The sequence below is a fragment of the Microbacterium sp. genome (assembly GCF_048259935.1).
GTDB lineage: Bacteria > Actinomycetota > Actinomycetes > Actinomycetales > Microbacteriaceae > Microbacterium.
This window is the reverse complement of the sequence record NZ_JBLXHF010000004.1, coordinates 1-23,721: the sequence shown is the minus strand read 5'-3', so window position 1 is coordinate 23,721 and position 23,721 is coordinate 1. Positions and strand designations below refer to the sequence as shown.

Annotated in this window: 23 protein-coding genes; 21 read left to right on the top strand and 2 right to left on the bottom strand. The window is 65.4% G+C overall.

The features are described from left to right. Positions 1-134 precede the first annotated feature (134 nt). From infC to ACN0RC_RS07785, 19 genes are all read left to right on the top strand, one after another. On the top strand, positions 135-833 hold the full coding sequence (gene infC, locus ACN0RC_RS07875) for a translation initiation factor IF-3 (protein WP_417510504.1): 699 nt from the start codon (positions 135-137) through the stop codon (positions 831-833). A 73-nt stretch (positions 834-906) separates the two neighbouring features. Beyond that, positions 907-1,104 (top strand): 50S ribosomal protein L35, encoded by a 198-nt coding sequence (gene rpmI, locus ACN0RC_RS07870; protein ID WP_087133207.1) that lies wholly within the window; start codon positions 907-909, stop codon positions 1,102-1,104. Between the two features lie 31 nt (positions 1,105-1,135). Then, positions 1,136-1,522, top strand: coding sequence for a 50S ribosomal protein L20 (gene rplT, locus ACN0RC_RS07865; protein WP_417510501.1), 387 nt, complete (start codon positions 1,136-1,138; stop codon positions 1,520-1,522). Positions 1,523-1,602: 80 nt separating this feature from the next. Then, positions 1,603-2,415 (top strand): TrmH family RNA methyltransferase, encoded by an 813-nt coding sequence (locus ACN0RC_RS07860; protein WP_417510499.1) that lies wholly within the window; start codon positions 1,603-1,605, stop codon positions 2,413-2,415. Positions 2,416-2,495: 80 nt separating this feature from the next. Continuing rightward, positions 2,496-3,245 carry an amino acid ABC transporter ATP-binding protein gene (locus ACN0RC_RS07855; protein WP_417510497.1) on the top strand — a complete coding sequence of 250 codons (750 nt, stop codon included), beginning with the start codon at positions 2,496-2,498 and terminating at the stop codon, positions 3,243-3,245. Between the two features lie 44 nt (positions 3,246-3,289). After that, entirely contained in the window at positions 3,290-4,198 is a 909-nt protein-coding gene (locus tag ACN0RC_RS07850; RefSeq protein WP_417510495.1) for a glutamate ABC transporter substrate-binding protein, read from the top strand. Positions 4,199-4,263: 65 nt separating this feature from the next. Then, on the top strand, positions 4,264-4,920 hold the full coding sequence (locus ACN0RC_RS07845; protein WP_417510493.1) for an amino acid ABC transporter permease: 657 nt from the start codon (positions 4,264-4,266) through the stop codon (positions 4,918-4,920). Continuing rightward, positions 4,917-5,837 carry an amino acid ABC transporter permease gene (locus tag ACN0RC_RS07840; RefSeq protein WP_417510491.1) on the top strand — a complete coding sequence of 307 codons (921 nt, stop codon included), beginning with the start codon at positions 4,917-4,919 and terminating at the stop codon, positions 5,835-5,837. Before ACN0RC_RS07845 ends, ACN0RC_RS07840 begins: the two co-directional genes overlap by 4 nt. 27 nt (positions 5,838-5,864) lie before the next feature. Continuing rightward, positions 5,865-6,905, top strand: coding sequence for a phenylalanine--tRNA ligase subunit alpha (gene pheS / locus ACN0RC_RS07835; protein WP_417510489.1), 1,041 nt, complete (start codon positions 5,865-5,867; stop codon positions 6,903-6,905). After that, on the top strand, positions 6,905-9,406 hold the full coding sequence (gene pheT, locus ACN0RC_RS07830; protein WP_417510487.1) for a phenylalanine--tRNA ligase subunit beta: 2,502 nt from the start codon (positions 6,905-6,907) through the stop codon (positions 9,404-9,406). The genes pheS and pheT overlap by 1 nt, the downstream gene beginning before the upstream one ends. 24 nt (positions 9,407-9,430) lie before the next feature. Beyond that, positions 9,431-10,576 carry a glycoside hydrolase family 3 N-terminal domain-containing protein gene (locus ACN0RC_RS07825; protein WP_417510485.1) on the top strand — a complete coding sequence of 382 codons (1,146 nt, stop codon included), beginning with the start codon at positions 9,431-9,433 and terminating at the stop codon, positions 10,574-10,576. Between the two features lie 264 nt (positions 10,577-10,840). Further along, positions 10,841-11,896: an N-acetyl-gamma-glutamyl-phosphate reductase gene (gene argC / locus ACN0RC_RS07820; RefSeq protein ID WP_417510483.1), complete on the top strand. Its 1,056-nt coding sequence runs from the start codon at positions 10,841-10,843 to the stop codon at positions 11,894-11,896. Further along, entirely contained in the window at positions 11,893-13,050 is a 1,158-nt protein-coding gene (argJ, locus tag ACN0RC_RS07815; RefSeq protein ID WP_417510481.1) for a bifunctional glutamate N-acetyltransferase/amino-acid acetyltransferase ArgJ, read from the top strand. Before argC ends, argJ begins: the two co-directional genes overlap by 4 nt. Next, the gene (argB, locus tag ACN0RC_RS07810; protein WP_417510479.1) at positions 13,047-13,964 is read left to right on the top strand and encodes an acetylglutamate kinase; all 918 of its coding nucleotides are present in this window, start codon (positions 13,047-13,049) and stop codon (positions 13,962-13,964) included. Before argJ ends, argB begins: the two co-directional genes overlap by 4 nt. Continuing rightward, positions 13,961-15,178, top strand: coding sequence for an acetylornithine transaminase (locus tag ACN0RC_RS07805; RefSeq protein WP_417510477.1), 1,218 nt, complete (start codon positions 13,961-13,963; stop codon positions 15,176-15,178). Before argB ends, ACN0RC_RS07805 begins: the two co-directional genes overlap by 4 nt. Then, complete coding sequence (gene argF, locus ACN0RC_RS07800) at positions 15,175-16,098, top strand: ornithine carbamoyltransferase (protein WP_417510475.1); 924 nt, start codon at positions 15,175-15,177, stop codon at positions 16,096-16,098. Before ACN0RC_RS07805 ends, argF begins: the two co-directional genes overlap by 4 nt. 25 nt (positions 16,099-16,123) lie before the next feature. Further along, positions 16,124-17,215 (top strand): heparan-alpha-glucosaminide N-acetyltransferase domain-containing protein, encoded by a 1,092-nt coding sequence (locus tag ACN0RC_RS07795; protein ID WP_417511128.1) that lies wholly within the window; start codon positions 16,124-16,126, stop codon positions 17,213-17,215. A 9-nt stretch (positions 17,216-17,224) separates the two neighbouring features. Next, on the top strand, positions 17,225-18,655 hold the full coding sequence (gene argH / locus ACN0RC_RS07790; RefSeq protein ID WP_417510473.1) for an argininosuccinate lyase: 1,431 nt from the start codon (positions 17,225-17,227) through the stop codon (positions 18,653-18,655). A gap of 74 nt (positions 18,656-18,729) precedes the next feature. Next, on the top strand, positions 18,730-19,374 hold the full coding sequence (locus ACN0RC_RS07785; protein WP_417510471.1) for a SatD family protein: 645 nt from the start codon (positions 18,730-18,732) through the stop codon (positions 19,372-19,374). 16 nt (positions 19,375-19,390) lie between these two features. Here the strand turns inward: ACN0RC_RS07785 and ACN0RC_RS07780 are convergent, their stop codons facing one another. Further along, positions 19,391-19,972, bottom strand: a complete 582-nt coding sequence (locus ACN0RC_RS07780) for a hypothetical protein (RefSeq protein ID WP_417510469.1) — start codon at positions 19,970-19,972, stop codon at positions 19,391-19,393. A 71-nt stretch (positions 19,973-20,043) separates the two neighbouring features. Here ACN0RC_RS07780 and tyrS point away from each other — a divergent pair, with 71 nt between their 5' ends. Then, entirely contained in the window at positions 20,044-21,345 is a 1,302-nt protein-coding gene (tyrS, locus tag ACN0RC_RS07775; protein ID WP_417510467.1) for a tyrosine--tRNA ligase, read from the top strand. 3 nt (positions 21,346-21,348) lie between these two features. Further along, entirely contained in the window at positions 21,349-22,158 is an 810-nt protein-coding gene (locus ACN0RC_RS07770; RefSeq protein WP_417510465.1) for a DUF4184 family protein, read from the top strand. On the opposite strand, the gene ACN0RC_RS07765 is transcribed toward ACN0RC_RS07770, so the two are convergent. Next, positions 22,085-23,332 (bottom strand): CoA transferase, encoded by a 1,248-nt coding sequence (locus tag ACN0RC_RS07765; protein WP_417510463.1) that lies wholly within the window; start codon positions 23,330-23,332, stop codon positions 22,085-22,087. The two genes, ACN0RC_RS07770 and ACN0RC_RS07765, sit on opposite strands and share 74 nt — an antisense overlap. Positions 23,333-23,721 lie beyond the last annotated feature (389 nt).

Below are 23,721 nucleotides of genomic sequence, written 5' to 3'. Positions count from 1 at the left end.
TAATGCTCCGAGTCGAAAGAGGATTCACTTCCCACCCGCGCTTGCCGTTCAAGGCTACCGGGTCTTGTACTCCGCCGGTTCACGCCGGTAGATCGGACCATGTCCGGTGTTCAGGGTGCGAAGCCGACGTCTGAATGTCGGCGGGTGGGCAGGGTCTCCGTTTTCACGGTGCGTCGCAGAATGCGTCGCAGTGGCCAATCCCACCGTCTAAGGAGTTCCGCATCAGCGATCCCCGTACCAATGAGCGCATCCGCGTCCCCGAGGTCCGCCTCGTCGGCCCCGCGGGTGAGCAGATCGGCGTTGTCGCCATCCAGGTCGCGCTCCGCCTCGCGCAGGAAGCCGACCTCGACCTCGTCGAGGTTGCCCCCAACTCGAAGCCGCCCGTGGTCAAGATCATGGACTACGGCAAGTTCAAGTACGAGGCTGCCCAGAAGGCGAAGGAAGCTCGCCGCAACCAGGCGAACACGATCCTCAAGGAAGTCCGCTTCCGACTGAAGATCGAAGCCCACGACTACACGACCAAGCTCAAGCGCGCTGAGGGCTTCCTCAAGGCCGGCGACAAGGTCAAGGCAATGATCCTGTTCCGCGGTCGTGAGCAGTCCCGCCCCGAGCAGGGCGTCCGTCTGCTGCGCAAGTTCGCTGAAGATGTCGCCGAGCTCGGCACTGTCGAGTCCAACCCGACGATCGACGGACGAAACATGGTCATGGTGGTTGCACCCCTCAAGAACAAGTCCGACGCGAAGGCAGAGCAGAACGCTGTCCGTGTCGCGAACAAGCAGGCCTCTCGTGACGCACGCTCGTCCGACGAGTCTGAAGAAAAGCCTGCGGAGTAACGCCGCACTCACACTCCCGCATTGCGCGGGTTGACACCGTCGCCTGAAAAGGCGCCACACGAAGGAAGAGAAGATGCCGAAGCAGAAGACCCACTCGGGTGCTAAGAAGCGCTTCAAGATCACTGGTAGCGGCAAGCTGAAGAAGCAGCAGGCCGGTATGCGCCACAACCTCGAGCACAAGTCGAGCCGTCGCACGCGCCGCCTCAACCAGGACCAGGTGCTCTCGAAGGCCGACACCAAGGTCGCTAACAAGCTTCTCGGCCGCGGCTGAGCGCCCGAACGCACGATAGGAACACAGGAAAATGGCAAGAGTCAAGAGGGCGGTAAACGCCCACAAGAAGCGTCGGGTCATTCTCGAGCGCGCTAAGGGTTACCGCGGTCAGCGTTCGCGCCTCTACCGCAAGGCCAAAGAGCAGGTCATCCACTCGCTGGTCTACTCGTACCGTGACCGTCGCAAGCGCAAGGGCGACTTCCGTCGCCTGTGGATCCAGCGCATCAACGCTGCGGCCCGCCAGAACGGCATCACCTACAACCGCTTCATCCAGGGCCTCGGCCTCGCGGGTGTCCAGGTCGACCGTCGCATGCTCGCTGAGCTCGCGGTGAACGAGCCGGCAACCTTCGTGTCGCTCGTCGAGACGGCCAAGAAGGCTCTGCCTTCGGACGTCAACGCGCCGAAGTCGGCAGCCTAAGCTCCCACTCGCACACGGGCGCTCTCCCTCGGGAGAGCGCCCGTTCTGCATTCATGCGCCGGTATCCGTAGACTGAGCACGTGCTGGAGAATCCGCGGTCCCCCCGTGTCCGAGCCGTTGCGAAACTCACCAAGCGCAGCGCAAGAACGGATACTGGTCTCTTCCTGCTCGAAGGCCCGCAAGCGGTCCGCGAGGCGCTCTCGTACCGCCCTGATGCCATCGTCGAACTCTTCGCGACGCAGACCGCCTGGGACAAGCACGCTGACCTGCGCGCAGCGACCGCCGAGCACGGTGTGCGCGTCGAATTCGTCACAGATGACGTGCTCAGTGCGATGGCCGACACGGTCACACCTCAGGGCGTGGTCGCTGTCAGTCGCCAGATTCCCACTTCGCTGGAGGATATCTTCGCGGCATCCCCCCGCCTGGTCGCGATCTGTGAAGAGGTGCGCGACCCCGGCAACCTCGGCACGATCATCCGCGCGGCGGACGCGGCAGGTGCGGACGCTGTCGTTCTCACCGGACGCACGGTCGATCCTTACAACCCCAAGGTGGTCCGCTCAACAACAGGTTCGCTCTTTCACCTTCCGGTGTCCGTCGGCGGGGATCTGGAAGACGTGGTGGAGCGCGCGCACGCGGCGGGACTCATCATTCTCGCCGCGGATGTGAAGGGCGATGACTTGCTCGCCGCACGCGCAGACGGAGTGCTGACACAGCCGACAGCGTGGTTGTTCGGCAATGAGGCCCGTGGGCTCGAAGAGCAGTCCTTGTCGCTCGCTGACCATGTGCTCAAGCTGCCGATCTTCGGACGAGCAGAATCGCTCAATCTCGCGACGGCCGCGAGCGTCTGCCTGTACGAAAGTGCGTTCTCGCAACGCGCAGCCGACGGCCGCTGAGGGCTGTCGGCGGGTTACAAGTGTGTAACCCGCGTGTGCTGATGCTGGTTCCCGGCGCTGTGTGCTTCTAGGGTGGGCTCATGACCCAGAGTGGCGCACCCCTTGTCGTAATGGACAACGTTCAGAAGCACTACGGCGATTTCCAGGCCCTGACCGATATCAACCTCACGGTGCATTCGGGTGAGGTGGTGGTCGTCATCGGGCCGTCCGGCTCTGGAAAATCGACACTCTGCCGCACGATCAACCGTCTTGAGACGATCACGAGCGGCACGATCTCGATCGACGGCAATGAACTGCCCGCCGAGGGCAGGGGCCTCGCTAAGCTGCGCGCTGACGTCGGCATGGTCTTCCAGTCGTTCAACCTGTTCGCGCACCTGACCATTCTCGAGAACGTGACGCTCGGCCCCATCAAGGTCCGCGGTCTGTCGAAGGCGGATGCCGAGAAAGAGGCGATGACGCTTCTGGAACGGGTCGGCGTGGCGCAGCAGGCGTCGAAGCTGCCCGCACAGCTCTCCGGCGGTCAGCAGCAGCGCGTGGCGATCGCGCGCGCTCTCGCCATGCATCCGAAGGTCATGCTCTTCGACGAGCCCACCAGCGCTCTCGACCCCGAGATGATCAATGAGGTTCTCGACGTCATGGTGCAGCTCGCGAAAGAGGGGATGACCATGATCGTCGTCACTCACGAGATGGGCTTCGCGCGCAAGGCGGCCGATCGCGTGGTCTTCATGGCCGACGGTCAGATCATCGAAGAGGCCACTCCTGAAGAGTTCTTCACGAACCCGAAGAGCAGCCGCGCCAAGGACTTCCTCTCCAAGCTCCTCACCCACTGACCATTTCTCATACACAGCACACAGCACACGAAGGAGACGCAATCATGCGACGCACACGCACACTGGCGGGAATCGGAATCGCGGCGACAGCGCTGCTGGCACTGACTGCCTGCAACAGCGGTACGCCGTCCGAGCCGGCCACCGACGGCGGAGACGCCAGCACGGAGCCCTCCACCTGGTTCGAGGTCGCCAGTGACGTCCAGCTCGAAGGCAGCCCGACGTTCGACAAGATGGTCGACGCCGGCAAGGTCACCATCGGCGTGAAGGAAGACCAGCCGAACCTCGGCTACCTCGACGTCACCACCAACGAACGCGCCGGCTTCGACATCGACATCGCTCGGTGGATCGCGGCATCCCTCGGCTTCGACGAGGAGCAGATCGAGTACAAGCCGATCGCGTCGGCCAACCGCGAGCAGGCGATCGTGAACGGTGACATCGACTACTACGTCGGCACCTACTCGATCACCGACAAGCGCAAGGAGCAGATCGACTTCGCTGGTCCCTACTTCATCACCGGGCAGGGCTTCCTCGTCGGTGCAGACAGTGACATCACCGATGTGAAGGATGTCTCCGACTTCGACGGCAAGACCGTCTGCTCGGCGACGGGTTCCACCCCGATCCAGAACATCAAGGAGAACTACCCCGACATCAAGACCGAGGAGTACGACCTGTACTCCGCGTGCGTCGAAGACCTCATCAACGGCAAGGTCGACGCCGTCACCACCGACCAGGCGATCCTGATCGGCTACGCGGCCAAGTACCCGGACGAGGTCAAGGTCGTCGGTGACCTGTTCACTGAGGAGCGCTACGGCGTCGGACTCCCGAAGGGCGACACCGTTCTTCTCGACCACATCAACACCCTCTTCACCGATGGCGGCGACATCTGGCAGGCGATCTTCGACAAGAACCTCGGTTCGTCGGGCATCGAAGTCGAACAGCCCGCTGTCGACTGAGTGATTTCAGGGGCGATTCCGTCACGGAATCGCCCCTCTCAACCTTCTGAAGGGGAGGACGACGCGTGGACGTCATCTTCGGAAACCTCGATCTCTGGGGCGAAGCCTTGGGCAACACCCTGCTGGTGTTCGTCTTCGGCGGCATCATCGCCCTTGTGCTCGGGCTGATCGTCGGCGCGATGCGCGTCTCGCCCGTGCCGGTGGCACGAGCAGTCGGCACGGGCTATGTCAACATCATCCGCAACACCCCGCTGACTCTCGTCTTCTTCTTCTTCGTCTTCGGCTACCCCGTCCTGGGGCTGCCTAACCTCTCGAACACCCTGCTCGGCATCCTGGCGATCGGCATCTACACCGCGACCTACGTCGCCGAGACTCTGCGCGCCGGAATCAGCACGGTGCCGGTCGGTCAGGCCGAAGCGGCCCGCGCGATCGGCCTCCCGTTCGGACAGGTGATGTCGTTGGTGATCCTGCCGCAGGCTTTCCGCTCCGTCGTTCCGCCGATGATGAGCGTGTTCATCGCATTGCTGAAGAACACCACCGTTGCCGCGGGCTTCTCGATCGGTGAGCTCGCAGCGCTGCGCGCCACGATCAACGACTCGCATGATCGACCGGGAAGCCCGATGGAGGTCCTCCTCTGGGTGGCCGTCGTCTTCGTCATCATGGTGCTGCTCATGAGCTGGGTGCAGCGCTATCTCGAGAACCGATGGAGGATCGCCCGATGACTTCTGTCCTCTACGACGTCCCTGGCCCACGGGCACGGCGACGCAATGGCATCCTCGCGGTGGTGACGCTCCTCCTGGTCGTCGCCGTGATCGGTTTCCTCATCTACCGCATGGCCGTCTCGGGGCAGTTCGCGCCCGCGAAGTGGTACGTGTTCACGTTCTCCACCGTGTGGGAGCAGATCCTCACGGCGCTCGGCAACACCCTCGCGGCGTTCGCACTCGCTGCCGTTCTCAGCCTCGTCCTCGGATTCGTCCTCGCGATCGGGCGCCTGTCCGAGCACGCCTGGGTTCGGGTTCCCGTCACGGCCATCACCGAGATCTTCCGTGCCGTTCCCGTGCTGGTCATGATGATGCTGCTGTACTACGGACTTCCGAGCATCGGCATCAAGATGGAGCCGTACTGGGCAGTCGTCATCGGCCTCATGCTCTACAACGGCTCCGTGCTCGCCGAAGCCCTGCGCGCAGGCATCGAGTCGCTTCCGCGCGGCCAGAAAGAAGCCGGCTATGCGATCGGACTCGGCAAGAGCGGCGTGATGCGGCTGATCCTGCTGCCTCAGGCGATCCGCGCGATGCTGCCGGTGATCGTGGCCCAGCTCGTCGTGACGATGAAGGACACCGCGCTCGGATTCATCATCACCTACCCCGAGCTGCTGTACTACGCCAAGTTGCTCAGCTCGCAGCAGGGTCGCCCGATCCTGCAATCGGCGATCGTCATCGGCGGCATCTACATCGTGATGTGTCTGATCCTCTCGGGCATCGCGAAATGGGTCGAGGTCAAGACACGGCACTCGCCGAAGATGAAGGCACTCGCTGCCGACAACGCCGCGGTGATGCACGAGGGAACTGACACCGAGATCATCGCGGCTCAGAGGGGTGCGGGCAGGTTCGATAGGAACAGCTCCGGCGGAGGAATCTGAGGCGCGTCGCCGGTAGACTCGGTTCTCGTGTCAGATGCTCCAGAAATCACTCCAGAGGCGGTGGAATCCGCCGTCGCCGCTGCTCTCGATGCGATCGGTGCCGCCGCCAGCACCGCAGAGCTGAAAGCCGCTCGCGCCGCGCACGTCGCAGAGGGGTCGCCGCTGGCGGTTCTGAACGCATCGATGCGTCAGGTCGCGCCTGAGCACAAGGCCGCTTTCGGCAAGCTGATCGGCCAGGGCCGCGGCCAGGTCACTCAGGCTATGGCGACGAAGGAGTCGGAGCTCGCCGAGGCCGAGTTGGCCGCTCGACTCGAAGACGAGCGCGTTGACATCACCGCCGTCGCGTCGCGCACGCGCGTCGGAGCGCGGCACCCGCTGCCGCTGCTGCAGGAGGAGATCTCCGACATCTTCGTCAGCATGGGCTGGGAGGTCGCCGAAGGCCCCGAGCTCGAGCACGAGTGGTACAACTTCGACGCTCTGAACCTCGATCCTGACCACCCCGCGCGGCAGATGCAGGACACCTTCTACGTCGATCCTGCGAACCGCCATCTGGTCATGCGCACGCAGACGAGCCCTGTCCAGATGCGCACGATGCTCACCCGCGAGGTGCCGATCTACGTCATCTCACCCGGGCGCGTATTCCGCACCGACGAGTACGACGCGACCCACCTGCCGGTCTTCACCCAGGTAGAGGGCCTCGTGGTCGACAAGGGCATCACGATGGCGCACCTCAAGGGCACCCTCGATCACCTCGCACGCCAGCTCTTCGGGTCCGAGGCGAAGACGCGCCTGCGCACCAACTTCTTCCCGTTCACTGAACCGTCTGCGGAGTTCGACCTGTGGCACCCCACCTTCAAGGGCGGCGCGCGCTGGATCGAGTGGGGCGGTTGCGGCATCGTCAACCCCAACGTGCTTCGGGCGGCGGGTATCGACCCCGAGATCTACAGCGGGTTCGCATTCGGGATCGGGGTCGAGCGGGGTCTGATGTTCCGCAGCAATGTACAGGACATGCGTGACATGGCCGAGGGCGATGTGCGCTTCAGCGAGCAGTTCGGGATGGTGGTGTGATGCGCGTCCCGCTTTCGTGGTTGCGTGAGTACGTCGAGATGGCACCGGATGCCACGGCTGAGGACGTTTTCGCCTCGCTGGTGTCCGTCGGGTTCGAAGAGGAAGAGCTGCACGGCTTCGAGATCGAAGGCCCCGTCGTCGTCGGGCAGGTGCTCTCCTTCGAGGAGGAGCCGCAGAAGAACGGCAAGACCATCCGCTGGTGCCAGGTCGACGTCGGTGAAGCGAACGGTGGGGTCCGCGGCATCGTCTGCGGTGCCGCCAACTTCGCCGTCGGCGACAAGATCGTCGCGACTCTTCCCGGGTCGACCCTCCCCGGCCCGTTCCCGATCGCCGCGCGCAAGACCTACGGACATGTCTCTGACGGCATGATCGCCTCTGCTCGCGAGCTTGGACTCGGCGATGAGCATGACGGCATCCTGATCCTCTCCTCGCTCGGCCTTGACGCACCGGTCGGCACCGATGCGATCGCGCTGCTGCACCTGGACGACGAGGCCGTCGAGATCAACGTCACGCCTGACCGTGGTTACGCATTCTCGATCCGCGGTGTGGCGCGCGAGTACTCGCACGCCACCGGCGCCGACTTCCACGATCCTGCGGCCCATGAGTGGGATGACGTGCAGCCCGGCACCGGTTTCCCGCTCACCATGGATGCGGAGCCGATCCGCGAGGGCAAGCCGGTACAGGAGTTCGTTGCGCGCGCGGTGCGCGACGTCGATCCCGCCCGCCCGACGCCCCCCTGGATGGTCGCGCGCCTGTCGCTCGCCGGCATCCGTTCGCTCGGCATTCTCATCGACATCACCAACTACGTGATGCTCGAGCTCGGCAACCCGATCCACGGTTACGACCTCGACAAGCTCTCCGGCGGCATCACGGTTCGCCGTGCCACCGCGGGGGAGAAGCTCACGACACTCGACGGGCAGGAGCGCACGCTCCACGTCGAGGACCTCCTGATCACCGACGAGTCCGGGCCGATCGGGCTCGCCGGAGTCATGGGCGGCGGCACGACCGAGATGACCGATGCCACGCGCAACGTGCTCATCGAGGCCGCGATCTTCGACCCGATCTCGATCGCCCGCTCCGCGCGCAGGCACAAGCTGCCGAGCGAAGCTTCCAAGCGCTTCGAGCGCGGCGTCGACCCGCTGATCCCGTTCGTCGCCGCCAAGCGTGTCGCCGACCTCATGGTCGAGCTCGCCGGCGGACGGCTCGACGAGCTCGGCGGTGCGCTCTACGGCGAGTTCGAGATCGCCGGCATCGACTTGCCCGCAGAATTCATCCCTGGGCTCATCGGTGTGGATTACACCGATCAGGAGATCGTCGACGCGCTCGAGACGATCGGCGCGGAGGTCGCTGAGACTGCTGAAGGATGGCAAGTCATTCCGCCGAGCTGGCGGCCCGACCTCACCGACAAGTGGACGCTGGCCGAAGAGGTTGCGCGCATCCACGGGCTCGACCGCATCCCCTCCGTGCTGCCGGTGCCGCCGGCAGGGCGCGGCCTCACCGCCGCTCAGCTCGGTCGTCGCCGTGTGGCGAACGCACTCGCGGCTGCGGGGCTCGTCGAGACGCCGACCTTCCCGTTCACGACCGATGCGCTCAACGACCTGCACGGCTCCGCTTCGGGCGAGAAGCTGCCCAGCATCAAGCTCGCGAACCCGCTCGATGGCCAGGTGCCGTTCTTGCGCCGTTCGCTCGTGCCGACCCTGCTGCCGACCGCGCACCGCAACATCGCGCGTGGCCTGACCGATGTCGCGATCTTCGAGATCGGCGCGGTGTTCCTGCCTGAAGCCGGCGTCGCGTACGGCACCGATGACGTGCCGCCGCTCGGTCAGCGCCCCTCCGATGACAAGCTCGCAGAGCTGAACGCGTCGATTCCGGCGCAGCCGCGTCACCTCGCGGCGCTGTTCACCGGAAACGTCACGCCGCGCCAGCCCGGTCGCGAGGCCGAGGCTTATGGCCTCACCGAAGCACTGGACGCTGTGCGCGTCGTCGCCGTCGCCGCAGGCGTGGACATCGATGTGGCCCAGGGCAGCCGTGCCGCGCTGCACCCCGGACGCGCGGGCGTGCTGAGCGTCGCGGGCACCGAAGTCGGATATGTCGGAGAGCTGCACCCGAACGTGGCGGCAGACGCCGACCTTCCCGGTCGCGCGGTCGTGTTCGAGCTCGACCTCGACGCTGTGCTCGCGCTTGCTGGTGACCGTGTCGTGGCAGCATCTCTGTCGCGCAACACTGCTGCCACGCAGGATGTCTCGCTCGTCGTTCCCATCGACGTCACCGCCGCTGACCTGCGCGCTGCGCTGGTCGAGGGGGCCGGTGAGCTGCTCGAATCTGCTCGCCTCGTCGACGACTACCGCGGCCAGGGCGTGGATGTCGGGCACAAGAGCTTGACCTTCGCTCTCCGCTTCCGCGCTGCCGACCGCACGCTCACCGCGGCCGAGGCCACCGACGCGAAGCTCGCCGGTGTCGCAGTGGCAGCTGAGCGGTTCAGCGCAAGCATCCGGGACTGACCGCGGGGTGGGTAGCCTTGGCAGATGAGAAGTCGTGCGGTTGCTGCGGCATTTCTGGTGGTGGGCATCGGGCTTACGGGATGCGCCGCCGCTGGCGATTCCGCTGAGCCATCGACATCGCCGACGCTCACAGCCGACCCGCCTCCGACTCCCAGCCCGACCCCGCTGACGCCCGCCGAGCAGGCAGTGCAGCAGGTGGCACGCATGACCGTCGCCGAGCAGGCAGCGCTGGTCGTTATGGGCACCGCTCCCGGAACGGATGCGGCCGCTCTGGCCGGCTACGTCTCGGCAGGTCCGGATGGTCTCATCCTGATGGGTGGCAACGTTCCCGCGACGCCGGACGAGCTTCGCAGTCTCACTGACACGGTTCACGCGGCATCCGCTCAGGCGCTCATCGCGATCGACCAGGAAGGTGGGGACGTCAGACGGATGCTGTGGGATGAGCTTCCCTCGTCGTATGAGCTGAAGACAGCGGCACCCGCTGAGACCCAGGCCGCGTTCGCAGCGCGGGCCGGGCTGCTCGAAGCCGCGGGGGTCGACATCAACTTCGGCATCGTCGCCGATGTTCCTCGTACGCAGGACTCATTCATCTTCGGCAGATCGTACGGAACCGACCCGCAGGCCGTCGCGGATCGCGTCGCCGCGGCAGCGGCCGGCGAACGCGGTGTCGTCGCATCCACGCTCAAGCACTTCCCAGGCCATGGCGCGGCCGAGGGAGATTCGCACAGCGCCATCCCGACCAGTGTCCAGACGTTCGCGGAGTGGCGCGCGTTCGACGCGATCCCGTTCGAAGCCGGCATTGACGCGGGTGCCGAGTTGGTCATGACAGGGCACCTCCGATTCCCGTCCATTGCTGCAGAACCCGCGTCGCTCTCACCCGAGTGGTATCGGATTCTGCGCGAGGATCTCGGTTTCGAGGGCGTCGCGGTGACCGACGATCTGGGGATGCTCAGCTCATCCGGAGAAGCAGCGTATGCCGATCCGGTTGCGAACGCTGTCGCCGCGATCGCGGCCGGTGCGGACTTGGTGCTCATGGTCGCCGGATCGACCCCAGAGACGGCCGGGCAGATCATCGTGGCGCTGGAACAGCGTGCGTCCACGGATGCGGCGTTCGCCGAGCGTCTTGCCGAGGCAGCATCCCGCGTGCTCATGCTCGAATCCGCCGGGTGACCCGGGTGGATTTGCGGATGCTCCAGATCCCGCGCTATCGTCCACACATGCCTTCGGCTCTCAACGACTCTGCGACGCTCGCTCCGAGCGTCACGGTCGTGCGCCGACGCCGCAGCCGTCGGCTCCTGAGCCTGTCGAAGGACGGACGCCGACTCTAGGCGACCCCGTGCTCCCTCCGCTCGCGCGGGTGGTCGAGCGCCGGTGTCGCCGCCGCTGTCCTCCGACCAGATCAGGGATGGAAGTCCCGACCGTTAAGGTAGAACCATGACGTATTCCGTCGCCGTCTCCGGCGCATCCGGCTATGCAGGTGGCGAGATTCTGCGCCTGCTCGCAGGCCATCCCGACATCGAGATCCGCACTGTCACTGCGCATTCGAATGCAGGGCAGCCGCTCATCCAACACCAGCCGCACCTGCGTTCGCTCGCACACCTCACGCTGCAGGACACGACTCCAGAGATTCTCGCCGGGCACGACATCGTCTTCCTCGCGCTTCCGCATGGTCAGTCCGGCCAGTACACGGATGCTCTGGGAGATGTGGCATTGGTCATCGATGCCGGCGCCGACCACCGCCTGACCTCGCAGGATTCGTGGGATGCCTTCTACGGCGGCGAGTTTCACGAGCCGTGGGCCTACGGCGTTCCCGAGCTCCTGATCGGCGGTGGCGCCAAGCAGCGCGAGAACCTGCGCGGAGCGCAGCGCATCGCCGCCCCCGGATGCAACGCATCTACGGTCAGCCTCAGCCTCGCCCCTGGTGTCGCTGCCGGCGTGATCGACCCGAGCGATATCGTCTCCGTGCTCGCCGTCGGCCCCTCTGGAGCTGGAAAGAGCCTGAAGACGAACCTTCTCGGCAGCGAACTCCTCGGCACCGCGAACCCTTATGCAGTCGGCGGCACGCACCGCCACATCCCCGAGATCCAGCAGGCCCTCACGCAAGCTCAGGGTCCGGATGCCGCCGATGTCCGCATCTCGTTCACTCCCGTGCTCGTCCCGATGTCTCGCGGCATTCTCGCCACGTCGACCGCACCGATCGTCCCCGGCGTGACCGACGAGCAGATCCGCGCAGCGTGGCAGAACGCCTACGGCGACGAGACCTTCGTGCAACTGCTGCCGGAAGGCCAGTTCCCGCGCACCGCAGATGTGGTCGGCGCGAATACGGCGCTGATCGGCCTCGCGATCGATCGCGCGGTGAACCGGGTCACGGTGGTCACTGCCGTCGACAACCTTGCCAAGGGCACCGCCGGTGCTGCAATTCAATCCATGAACCTCGCGCTCGGCCTTCCCGAAGGCCGCGCCCTCACTGTGAACGGAGTGGCACCATGAGCGTCACCGCACCTCAGGGATTCGAAGCGGCCGGAGTCGCCGTCGGTCTCAAGTCCACCGGAAAGCCCGATGTCGCCGTTGTCGTCAACCGGGGCCCGCGCAAGATCGGTGCCGCGGTGTTCACGAGCAACCGCGCCAAGGCCAACCCGATCATCTGGTCGCAGCAGGTCATCCTCGACCGCACTGTCGAGGCGATCGTCCTGAACTCGGGGGGTGCGAACTGCTTCACCGGAAGCTTCGGCTTCCAGACCACGCACCAGACCGCCGAGAAGGCCGCAGAGCTGCTCGACGTCAGCGCAGGGGACATTCTGGTCTGCTCCACCGGGCTCATCGGTACGGGAGACGAAGCGTTCCGCGCCAAGGTTCTCGCCGGCACAGAGCAGGCGATCACCGAGCTCTCTGCAGATGGGGGTGACAGCGCAGCCCAGGCGATCATGACAACCGACACGATCGCGAAGACCGCCGTGATCACCCGCGATGGCTGGACGATCGGCGGCATGGCCAAGGGTGCAGGAATGCTCGCACCGGGCCTTGCGACCATGCTCGTCGTCATCACCACTGACGCCGACCTCGAGGCAATCGAGGCGGACACTGCGCTTCGCGCCGCCACCGGCCAGACCTTCGACCGCCTGGACTCCGATGGATGCATGTCGACGAACGACCAGGTGACGCTGCTCGCCAACGGCGCCAGCGGCATCCGGCCCGATCTCGAGGAGTTCACCGCTGCGCTGACCGAACTCAGCGATCAGCTCGCAGCAATGCTGCAGCGCGACGCTGAGGGCGCTAGCCACGACATCACGATCCGTGTCGCGAACGCGATGACTGAACAGGATGCTGTGGAGGTGGGGCGCTCCGTCGCCCGCAACAACCTTTTCAAGGCAGCGATCTTCGGAAACGACCCGAACTGGGGTCGTGTACTCGCTGCGATCGGCACCACTGCTGCGCAGTTCGACCCCTATGACGTCGACGTGTGGATGAACGGCGTCCGCGTGTGCACCGAGGGGGGCCCAGACCGTCCGCGTGAAGACGTCGATCTCACGCCGCGCGAGACCGATCTGCTGATCGATCTGAAGGTGGGCGACGCCGGGGCGACGATCCGCACGAACGACCTCACCCACGACTACGTCCACGAGAACAGCGCCTACTCCTCATGACAGACATTCAGGACACGCCCCCCGACGTCGCAGCAGAGAAAGCGGCAACGCTCATTGAATCGCTCCCGTGGCTGAGGAAGTTCCGCGACCAGATCGTGGTCGTCAAGTACGGCGGCAACGCCATGGTCTCTGATGAACTGCAGGAGGCATTCGCGCAGGACATCGCGTATCTGCGTTACGTCGGCGTGCAGCCGGTGGTCGTCCACGGCGGCGGTCCGCAGATCTCGAACATGCTGGATCGCCTTGCGATCCCCAGCGAGTTCAAGGGCGGCTACCGCGTCACCAATACCGAGGCCATCAGCGTCGTGCGCATGGTGCTCACCGGTCAGGTCAATCCGCAGCTGGTCGCGAAGATCAATTCGCACGGTCCGATCGCCACAGGGCTCAGCGGTGAAGACGCCGGTCTCTTCGGCGGTCGACGCCGCGGCGTCGAGATCGACGGCGAGCAGGTCGATCTCGGCCGCGTCGGAGACGTCGTGCAGGTCGATCCCACCGCGATCTTCGATCACCTGGCTGCCGGACGCATCCCCGTGATCTCCAGCATCGCGCCGGACCTCGACAATCCGGGACAGTCGCTGAACGTGAACGCGGATGCCGCGGCATCCGCTCTTGCCATTGCGCTGAACGCGCGCAAGCTCGTGATCCTCACCGACGTCCCCGGTCTCTACGCAGACTGGCCGAATCGGGACTCGCTGGTCTCGCACCTGAGCTCGCAGCAGCTCACCGAGATGCTCCCGACTCTCGAGTCGGGAATGATCCCGAAGATGCGCGCGTGCCTCGATGCGGTCGAAGGCGGAGTGGATGCAGCGGCCATCATTGATGGGCGAGTGAAGCACTCGGTCCTCGTCGAACTGTTCACCAGCAAGGGAATCGGAACTGAAGTGGTACTTGAAAAATCGGGGGTGACGGCGTGACCGTCTGGAAAGAAGATGCGGCACGGGATCTCGTACTCAATGCGGGGGAGCGCTTCGCGATGCTCACTCGCGGCGAGGGCTCGCATCTGTGGGACGACGAGGGCAAGCGCTACCTCGACTTCCTCGCCGGGATCGCGGTGAACTCACTGGGCCACGCACACCCGGTGTTCGTCGACGCCGTCTCGAAGCAGGCGGCGACCCTCGCTCATGTCTCGAACTACTTCGCCACGCCGCCTCAGCTCGAACTCGCAGCGCGCCTGAAACGGCTGGCAGGGGCTGGTCTTGACGGCCGTGCCTACTTCTCGAACTCGGGGGCCGAGGCGAATGAGGCGGCATTCAAGCTGGCTCGCCTGCACGGCGGCAGCGATCGCCCGCGCATTATCGCGCTGGAGAACGCCTTCCACGGGCGCACGATCGGGTCCCTCGCGCTGACCGCGAAGGAGTCCTACCGTGCCCCCTTCGAGCCGATGCCTGGTGGCGTCGAGCACATTCCGGCAACCATCGAGGCGCTCGAGGCCGCTCTCGATGATCGCGTTGCCGCTGTGTTCGTCGAACCCATCCAGGGCGAGGCGGGCGTCGTCGAACTGCCAGAGGGCTACCTCGCCGCGGCGCGGTCGCTCACGCTCACGCACGGCGCCCTGCTGATCATCGACGAGATCCAGACCGGCGCGGGTCGCACCGGCGAGTGGTTCGGATTCAACCACGAGGGCATCACCCCCGACGCCATCACGATGGCGAAGGGGATCGGCGGAGGCTTCCCGATCGGCGCGCTGGTGACCTACGGAGCGGCAAGCGCGCTGTTCACGCCCGGGTCGCACGGTTCCACGTTCGGCGGCAACCCCCTCGGCACGGCCGTTGCGAACGCGGTGCTCGGGGAGATCGAGAGCGCAGGCCTCGTGCAGAACGCGGCGGCTCGCGGCGAGCAACTGCGCGCGGTGATCCTCGGGTTCGGTTCGGACCTGGTCGATGAGGTGCGCGGACGCGGATTGCTCATCGGCGTCGGCCTCAGTGCTCCTGTCGCCGGTGACGTCGTCACCGCGGCCCAGAACCGCGGCCTCATCATCAACGCGGCGAACGCCAGCACCGTGCGCATCGCACCGCCTCTGAACATCGGCGATGCAGAGATCGAAGAATTCCACACGCTGTTCGCTGCTTCCCTTGCTGACGTGCAGGCGGCTCTTGCCGCATCCGAGAACGAGAAGGTAACACTGTGACCCGCCACCTGCTGCGCGACGATGACCTCACCTCCGCCGAGCAGGCGGAGATCATTGAGCTCGCGATTGAGCTGAAGAAGGACCGCTGGGCTGACAAGTCGCTCGCGGGCCCCCAGACCGTCGCGGTGATCTTCGACAAATCCTCCACGCGCACGCGTGTTTCCTTCGCCGTCGGGATCGCCGACCTCGGCGGGTCGCCGCTGATCATCTCGACCGCGAGCAGCCAGCTCGGCGGCAAGGAGACCCCCTCCGACACCGCGCGCGTACTCGAGCGTCAGGTGGCTGCCATTGTGTGGCGCACCTACGCGCAGTCCGGACTCGAAGAGATGGCCAGAGGCACCCGCGTGCCGGTCATCAACGCGCTCTCTGATGATTTCCACCCCTGTCAGCTGCTCGCCGACCTGCTCACAATCCGTGAGCACAAGGGCGACCTGAAGGGGCTGACGCTCACGTTCTTCGGCGATGCGCAGAGCAACATGGCGCACTCCTATGCCCTCGCTGGTGTCACTGCCGGCATGCACGTGCGCATGGCATCGCCTACGTCTTACGCCCCGCGCGCTGATGTCGTCGAGGCCGCAGAGCGTCGTGCCGCAGAGACGGGCGGTTCGATCACGCTCTACGCCGACCCCGACGAGGCGGCGGCCGGTGCCGACGTCATCGTCACCGACACATGGGTGTCGATGGGCAAGGAAGAGGAGAAGATCGCACGCATTCGTGACCTCGGCGGTTACAAGGTGACGAACGAGACGATGGCTCTCGCCGATCCTGACGCGATCTTCATCCACTGCCTGCCCGCTGATCGCGGCTACGAGGTCGACCCGGAAGTCATCGACGGTCCGCAGAGCGTTGTGTGGGATGAGGCGGAGAACCGCCTGCATGCGCAGAAGGCTCTGCTGGTCTGGCTGCTGCGTCAGAGCTGACACTTCGCCAGGCTCAGTGACCGACATGACCGGGCGCCTGCGAACGAATTGGCAGCGGCTGAATGGTGCTGCCCGGATCGCCGGCGTTGATCTCGCCCGCGGACTCGCCATCATCGGGATGTTCGCCGCGCACCTGCTCGATACGGGGGATGGGTTCGTCTGGACTGATCCAGGATCGTGGACAGCCGTCGTCGATGGGCGATCGTCGATCCTGTTCGCGATGCTTGCCGGCGTCTCGATCGGTCTTGTCACCGGTGGTCGCACGCCGCTCGCGGGACCACAGATGGCGGTCGCCCGAGGGCGGGTGGCGATTCGTGCTGCGGTGCTGCTCGTCCTCGGCATCCTGCTCATCCTCACCGGAGTGCCGGTGTTCGTCATCCTGCCCGCTTACGCGATCCTGTTCCTGATCGCACTCCCGTTCACCGGGCTGCCCGCGCGCACCATCCTGTGGGTGGCGGTGGTGCTCGCACTGATCATGCCTTTCCTTCAGCCGCTGCTGGACCAACTGCCGATCTGGCAGATGCCCTTCGGGCCGGAGCTTGATGCGTTCATCGGGTGGCACTATCCGTTCACGATCTGGATCGTCTTCGTGCTCGCTGGTCTCGGCATCGCGAGAGCGGGAGTCACCAGAACCTCGATCCAGGTGCGGATGCTGTTCGCCGGCGCGGTGCTCGCGGCTGTCGGGTATGGGTTGGCGTTGCTGCCAGAGGCAGGGCCAGATCCGTACTGGCGCTCGGTGTGGTCTGTCGAGCCGCACTCTGCTGGGCTGTTCGAAGTCTTGGGATCCGGCGGCTTCGTTCTCGCGACGCTGGCGGTCTGCTTGCTGCTGTGCCGACTCAGCGTGCTGAAGGCGATCACGCTACCGCTGCGTGCGGCCGGTGCTATGCCGCTGACGGCCTATACCGCGCAGATCGTCGTCTGGGCGATCGTCGCGGGAATCGCGCTGGGCGATACGCAAGATCTCGGCGGCTTCCGAGAGCTCGAGCCGTTCTGGCCGATGACTATTGCCACGCTGATCGGATGCACTGCGTGGGCGCTGTTCATCGGCCGCGGTCTGCTGGAGTGGTTGCTGGATCGCGCAGCGAAGGCCGTCGTGGCCTCCCAGCCCCGCCGGTAGGGTGGAACGATGAGCGAGGCGAAGCACGACGGCACGAACGAGGGCGCACTCTGGGGTGCACGATTCGCATCGGGGCCATCCCCCGAGCTGGTAGAACTCAGCCGGTCTACGCACTTCGACTGGATCCTCGCGCCCTATGACATTGCCGGGTCCCACGCGCACGCGACAGCGCTTGCGGCCGCGGGATACCTCGAGCCCGACGAAGCGCAGAAGATGCACGAGGGGCTCGATGCCGTCGCCCGCAAGGTCGCCGACGGCACGATCGTTCCGGCACCAACCGACGAAGATGTGCACGGTGCGCTCGAGCAGGCGCTGATCGCCGAACTCGGACCAGAGCTCGGTGGTCGTCTTCGTGCCGGACGATCGCGCAACGACCAGATCGCCACTCTTGTGCGCATGTACCTCATCGATCACGCGAAGGTGATCGCCCGCGACATTCTGCGCGTCATCGATGCACTGGTCGCTCAGGCCGAAGCACATCCGGGGGCGATTCTTCCTGGCCGCACCCACCTGCAGCACGCACAGCCCGTACTTCTCGCGCACCACCTGCAGGCGCATGCGTGGCCTCTCGTGCGCGAGCTCGAACGCCTCGTCGACTGGCGCGTGCGCGCGGGCGTCTCGCCGTACGGCGGGGGAGCGCTCGCCGGATCCACGCTCGGGCTCGACCCCGAGCTCGTCGCCCGTGAGCTCGGTCTGGATCGTCCGGCCGAGAACTCGCTCGACGGCACGGCAGCTCGTGATGTCGTTGCGGAGTTCGCGTTCATCACCGCGATGATCGGCGTCGACCTCTCTCGCCTGTCAGAGGAGATCATCCTCTGGAACACGCGTGAATTCGGTTTCGTCACACTGCACGACAGCTACTCGACCGGGTCGAGCATCATGCCGCAGAAGAAGAACCCCGACATCGCCGAGCTCGCCCGCGGTAAGTCCGGTCGCCTGATCGGGAACCTGACCGGTCTGATGGCGACGCTCAAGGGTCTGCCCCTCGCGTACAACCGTGACCTGCAGGAAGACAAAGAGCCGGTCTTCGACTCGGTGAACACGCTCGAAGTCGTACTGCCTGCCTTCGCCGGCATGATCGCGACTCTGCGTTTCGATACTGCTCGCATGGCAGAGCTGGCACCGCAGGGCTTCTCGCTCGCGACGGATGTTGCCGAATGGCTCGTGAAGCGTCGGGTGCCCTTCCGTGATGCGCACGAGATCTCGGGTGCGCTCGTCCGTGCTTGCGAAGACCGGGGGATCGGACTCGAGGACGCGGATGATGCACTGCTCGCCGAGGTCTCCGCGCACTTGACCCCTGAGGTTCGTGAGGTGCTCAGCATCGAAGGGTCGGTTGCGTCGCGCACCGGCACCGGCGGGACTGCACCGGTGCGTGTCGAAGAGCAGCGCGCTGAGCTCATCGCACGCACGCAGAAGGCCGCGCACGCCCTGGGACTCTGACCTGGAATCGCTAATAGTTCTGAACAATAAGTAGATCACTTATATATCAGGAATATTAGTGATAACCTCATGTCATGTCTATCGCGGTGACCGCCGACATCATCGGCTCCCGGCAGCTCGCTGATCGCGTCAGCGCGCAGCGAGCGTTCGACGACGCGATCGCGCGCGTCGAGCAGGACCTCCCCGTGGCGACGCAGAGTATGCGTCCTACTGTGGGCGATGAGCAGCAGGCGGTCTATCCGAGCATCGACGCCGCACTCGGTGCGATTCTGCTGTTGCGCTTGGCTCTGCCAGACGGCGTGGAGTTTCGCTACGGCATCGGCATCGGCGACGTGAACCGCGTGCCATCGACAGCATCCGAGAAGGGCATCTCCGAAGGCCCAGGCTGGTGGGCGGCACGCAGTGCCATCGAACACGTGGAGATGTTGCAGAAGCGCACTGCTCCTCAGGCGCGCAGCTGGATCATCGCCGACGAGAGCGTGGCAGATCAGCACGCGGATGCTGTGCGATGGACCAACGCCTATCTGCTCACGCGCGACGAGATCGTCGGCACGATGTCTGAACGCGTGCGTCGATTGACGTACGGACGCTGTCTGTCCCGGACTCAGCGCGAACTCGCCGAGGCAGAGGGAATCACGCAATCCGCGGTATCTCAGGGACTGTCGACCGCGGGTGCCGCTGCCATCGTCGAAGGCTTCCGGCTGCTCGACCTGCTCTGATCGCGGGTCGGTCGGCTCAGGTCAGCGCGAGACGAATGACCGCACCGATCACACCGGACCACAGCAGACTCGCCACCGTGCCGATGATGAACCGTTCGCGCGCTTCGGGCTCGGCAAGCTCCGGGAAGCGCCCGATGCCCTTGACCGCGATGATCGCGGCGATCGCCTCTGGAAACCCGACGGCGACCGAGATCACCATGGCCACACGCTCCAGATAGCCGATCACTGTTCCACCGCGCATGAGGGTGCGCGCTCCCTCCGGATCGGAGGCGTGCGCGGCGATGATGAGGATGCCGCCGTCCTCGGTTTCGCGGACTCTTTTGCCTGTGGCGATATCGAGAGCCCGCCTGGTGAATGGGTTGCCGCCTACTGTCGCAGCGGCGATCCCGAGCACGGCGATCAGTGCGCCGATGTAGATCGGGATGCCGGACGGTCGTACGACCACGATCGCCACCAGTGCGACCCCCACCAAGATGCTCGCGACCGCCATCGGCATGGTCATCGGCTTACGCAGGACGGCCAGCGAGATCACGAGCGCGGCGCCCAGCAGCACGGCCGCGCTCGCTCCCACGATGATCGATAGCAGTGCCGCAGACATGTCGACAGCTTCGCACGAGCATCCGACATCACGCGGAATGGCGGGGGCGAGGCGCTGATAACCTGGAACGCGTGTCGAATCCTCCTCTGACGACTGCCCCGCAGGCGATTGATCCCGCGTTCGAGAACGTGTGGGATGAACTCGTTTGGCGCGGCCTCGTCCACGTGTCCACTGACCAGGAGGCGCTGCGCGCCCTTCTCGGCGGGGACCCGATCACGTATTACTGCGGATTCGACCCGACAGCTCCGAGCCTGCACCTCGGCAACCTCGTGCAGCTGCTGACACTTCGCCGAATCCAGCTCGCCGGTCACAAGCCGCTCGGCCTCGTCGGCGGATCGACCGGACTCATCGGCGATCCGCGTCCCACCGCGGAGCGCACGCTGAACACCCGCGAGACCGTCGAGGAATGGGTAGGGCGCTTGCGCACGCAGGTCGAGCGCTACCTCAGTTTCGAGGGCGAGAACGCCGCGCGCATGGTGAACAACCTCGACTGGACCGCGCCGATGAGCGCGATCGACTTCTTGCGTGAGATCGGCAAGCACTACCGCGTCGGAACGATGCTCAAGAAGGATGCCGTCGCTGCGCGACTGAACTCCGATGAGGGAATCAGCTACACCGAGTTCAGTTACCAGATCCTGCAGGGCATGGACTTCCTCGAGCTCTACCGCCAATACGACTGCGTGCTGCAGACCGGTGGATCGGACCAGTGGGGAAACCTCACCAGCGGCACCGACCTCATCCGTCGTGCCGAAGGAGTCTCAGCGCACGCGATCGGCACTCCGCTGATCACCAACAGCGACGGGACGAAGTTCGGCAAGAGCGAGGGCAACGCGATCTGGCTGGATGCCGAGATGTGCAGCCCGTACCGGATGTACCAGTTCTGGCTGAGCACCGCCGACTCGGATGTCATCGAGCGCTTGAAGATCTTCTCGTTCCTCACTCGTGCGGAGATCGAAGAGTACGAGAAGCTCGTCGAGACAGAGCCCTTCCGTCGTGCCGCCCAGAAGCGTCTCGCTCTCGAGGTCGTCGCAACAGTCCACGGGGCGGATGCCACCGCTGCGGTGATCGCAGCATCCGAGGCGCTCTTCGGACAGGGCGATCTGAGCACGTTGGATGCGGCCACGCTGCGCTCTGCACTCGATGAACTGCCGAACGCGACGGTCCCCGCCGGAACCTCTGCCGTCGATGCGCTGGTCGCCACCGGTCTGGTGGCGAGTCTCTCCGAGGCGCGTCGCGCCATCTCGCAGGGCGGCGTCGTGCTCGACGGCGCACGTGTGGAGGATGACGCGGCGGTCGTGGAGGGAACGCTGCCAGGGGGAGTCTCCGTGCTGCGCCGCGGCAAGAAGACACTCGCCGGCGTGTTCATCGGCTGACGCTTGCCATTCACGCCGAGCCACGCGGTCGTTGCGCTGCCATTCCTGCGCACACCTCTGGTTCCCGCGGCGATCGCGATCGGGGCGATGACTCCGGATCTGCCGCTGTTCCTGCGTGGCTTCGGTGTGACCTACTCGTTTACGCACACCTACGCGAACATCGTGTGGACCACAGTCATCGCGCTCGGGCTGTTCCTGCTGTGGCGAGTCGTGCTGCGACCCTCAGCGACGGAGCTTTCGCCGCAATGGCTCGGTCGTCGACTTCCCGTGGAGTGGAATGCGTATGGCGCGGGAGCTCTGAACGACGCCCTTGGCCTCGCGCGACGATGGACCTACGGACTATGGCTCGCGGCCTCTCTGCTCATCGGCGTTCTCTCGCACATCCTTTGGGACGCCTTCACACACGAAGGGCGACTGGGGCTGCAGCTCATCCCCGCACTCGACGAGTGGTGGGGACCGATGCAGGGCTATAAGTGGCTGCAGCACGGGTCGAGCGTTGTCGCTCTTCTGATCCTCGGAGTCTGCGCACTTCTCTGGCTGCGACGAGCTGAACCCCGGCCAGCGAACGTACTGTGGCTGCGGCCATGGGTGCGGATCGTCTGGTGGTTGTCCCTGCCGATCATCCTCACCGCCGCGTGGATCATCGGCTACATGCGGTTCGGGCCGCTCACAGCCGAGTTCACTCTCCAGCATCTGGCGTATCGCACGCTGCCCGCGGCCTGTGGAATCTGGGCGATGCTCACACTGGTGCTGTGCGTGGTGATCGCCACCGTGCGCGGTCGCCGCCCCACGGGCGCGGTGCGGCGAAGCTGAATCCAGGCAACACCGGTGCCGCAGTGGTGATCGTGCGGCCTGAGACCGAGAACGTCTGGCGATGCAGCGCGGGATCGATCTCGCGTTCCGGCTGCGGCTCATCGCGCCGTGGCATCCCCAGCAGCTCAGCGGCAACGCGGCGGAGCGACGTCGTGATCCGCCAGCTTCCGCCCTCGCGTTCGCGCCGGACCAGTGTCTCGCAGATCGAAGCGGCCAGCAGGTAGCCGGCGCTGTGGTCGAGCGCCTGCGCGGGGAGCGCGCCGGGTCGCTCGCCGTCCGGCGATTCGATCATCGCGATCCCGGACTCCGCCTGCACGAGTGAGTCGAATCCTGCGCGGTCGGGGTGATCGCGACCCCAGGCACTCAACTGAGCGATGATCAGGCCCGGATGCTGTTCGGCAAGGAACTCGGGGGCCAGGCCGAGACGATCGAGCGCAGCGGGTCGATAGCCGAGCACGACGACGTCCGCCTCCGTCAGCAGCTCGGTCATCTGCGGCGACCGCGCGTCCAGCAGTGCGCTGCGCTTGCCGTGACCGGTGTCGAAGTGCTGCCACTCCGGCTCGGCGAGCCGTGGGGGATCGATGCGCAGCACGTCGGCGCCGAGGAGAGCGAGCGTGCGAGTGCAGACCGGACCGGCGATCACTCGCGTGAGGTCGAGAACGCGAATGCCCCGCAGCGGCGCGGCCGGGTCGCCGTATACCGCGGTCTGACGCGGAGCGTCATCACCGATACGCGTGATCTCAACGAGCGACCGCTCGCGGAGCGCCGCGTCCTCGTCGGGATTCTCACCACGGACTGCGACGGCCAGGCCTCCGGCGCCGGTGATGCGGTCGACAGAATCTCGGACGGATGCCGCGGCGAATACCGCGCGCAGATCATCTGCGCCCGCATCGGTCGGGAGAGCGAGGGCTCGGCAGAGCGCACTCGCGTGATGAGCATAGTTGCCGTGGGTGCGGAGCCACCCGTCGGATGCGCGCCAGAACCCGGAGAACGGCGACCACACCGATGGGGCATCATCGTCGATGAGCAGCACTCGATCGCTGCGATACGCCACCGCGATGCGGTCGGGATCGGCATGGTCCGACTGGTCGATGGCGCGCAGCACGGCGTTGACACTCGTTGCGGCCAGTTCCGCTGTGGCCAGACGCGAGGGGAGGGGCGACGACGTGTTCATATGCTCGCGATCGTACGCCCACAGCGGGCGAACACGCAGAAACCTCGGTGATCAGGGATGATGATCCGGGGTGGCGCTGGCGACACGCCCGGGGAGCTGCCGTAATTTGCCGAAGCCCCGCATCCCACGTAAGTTATTACTTGTTCGCCCCACAGGGTTGAGAAAGGGCCAAGGCTCAGCTCCCCTCAAGTGGCGGACCACCTCCCAGAAACAGAAGCTCACTTCGGTGAGATCCTGAATCTGGGATGCTCTGTGGTTCCGCAGATCGCACCGAGTTCGCTCGGATCGCCGATTTGACAAACGGAAGCCACGGGGTAAGATTGAGAAGTTGCCCTGCGGGCCTGGTTGTGATGGCCGGGTCGTGGGTGCGTCCGATCCTTGAGAACTCA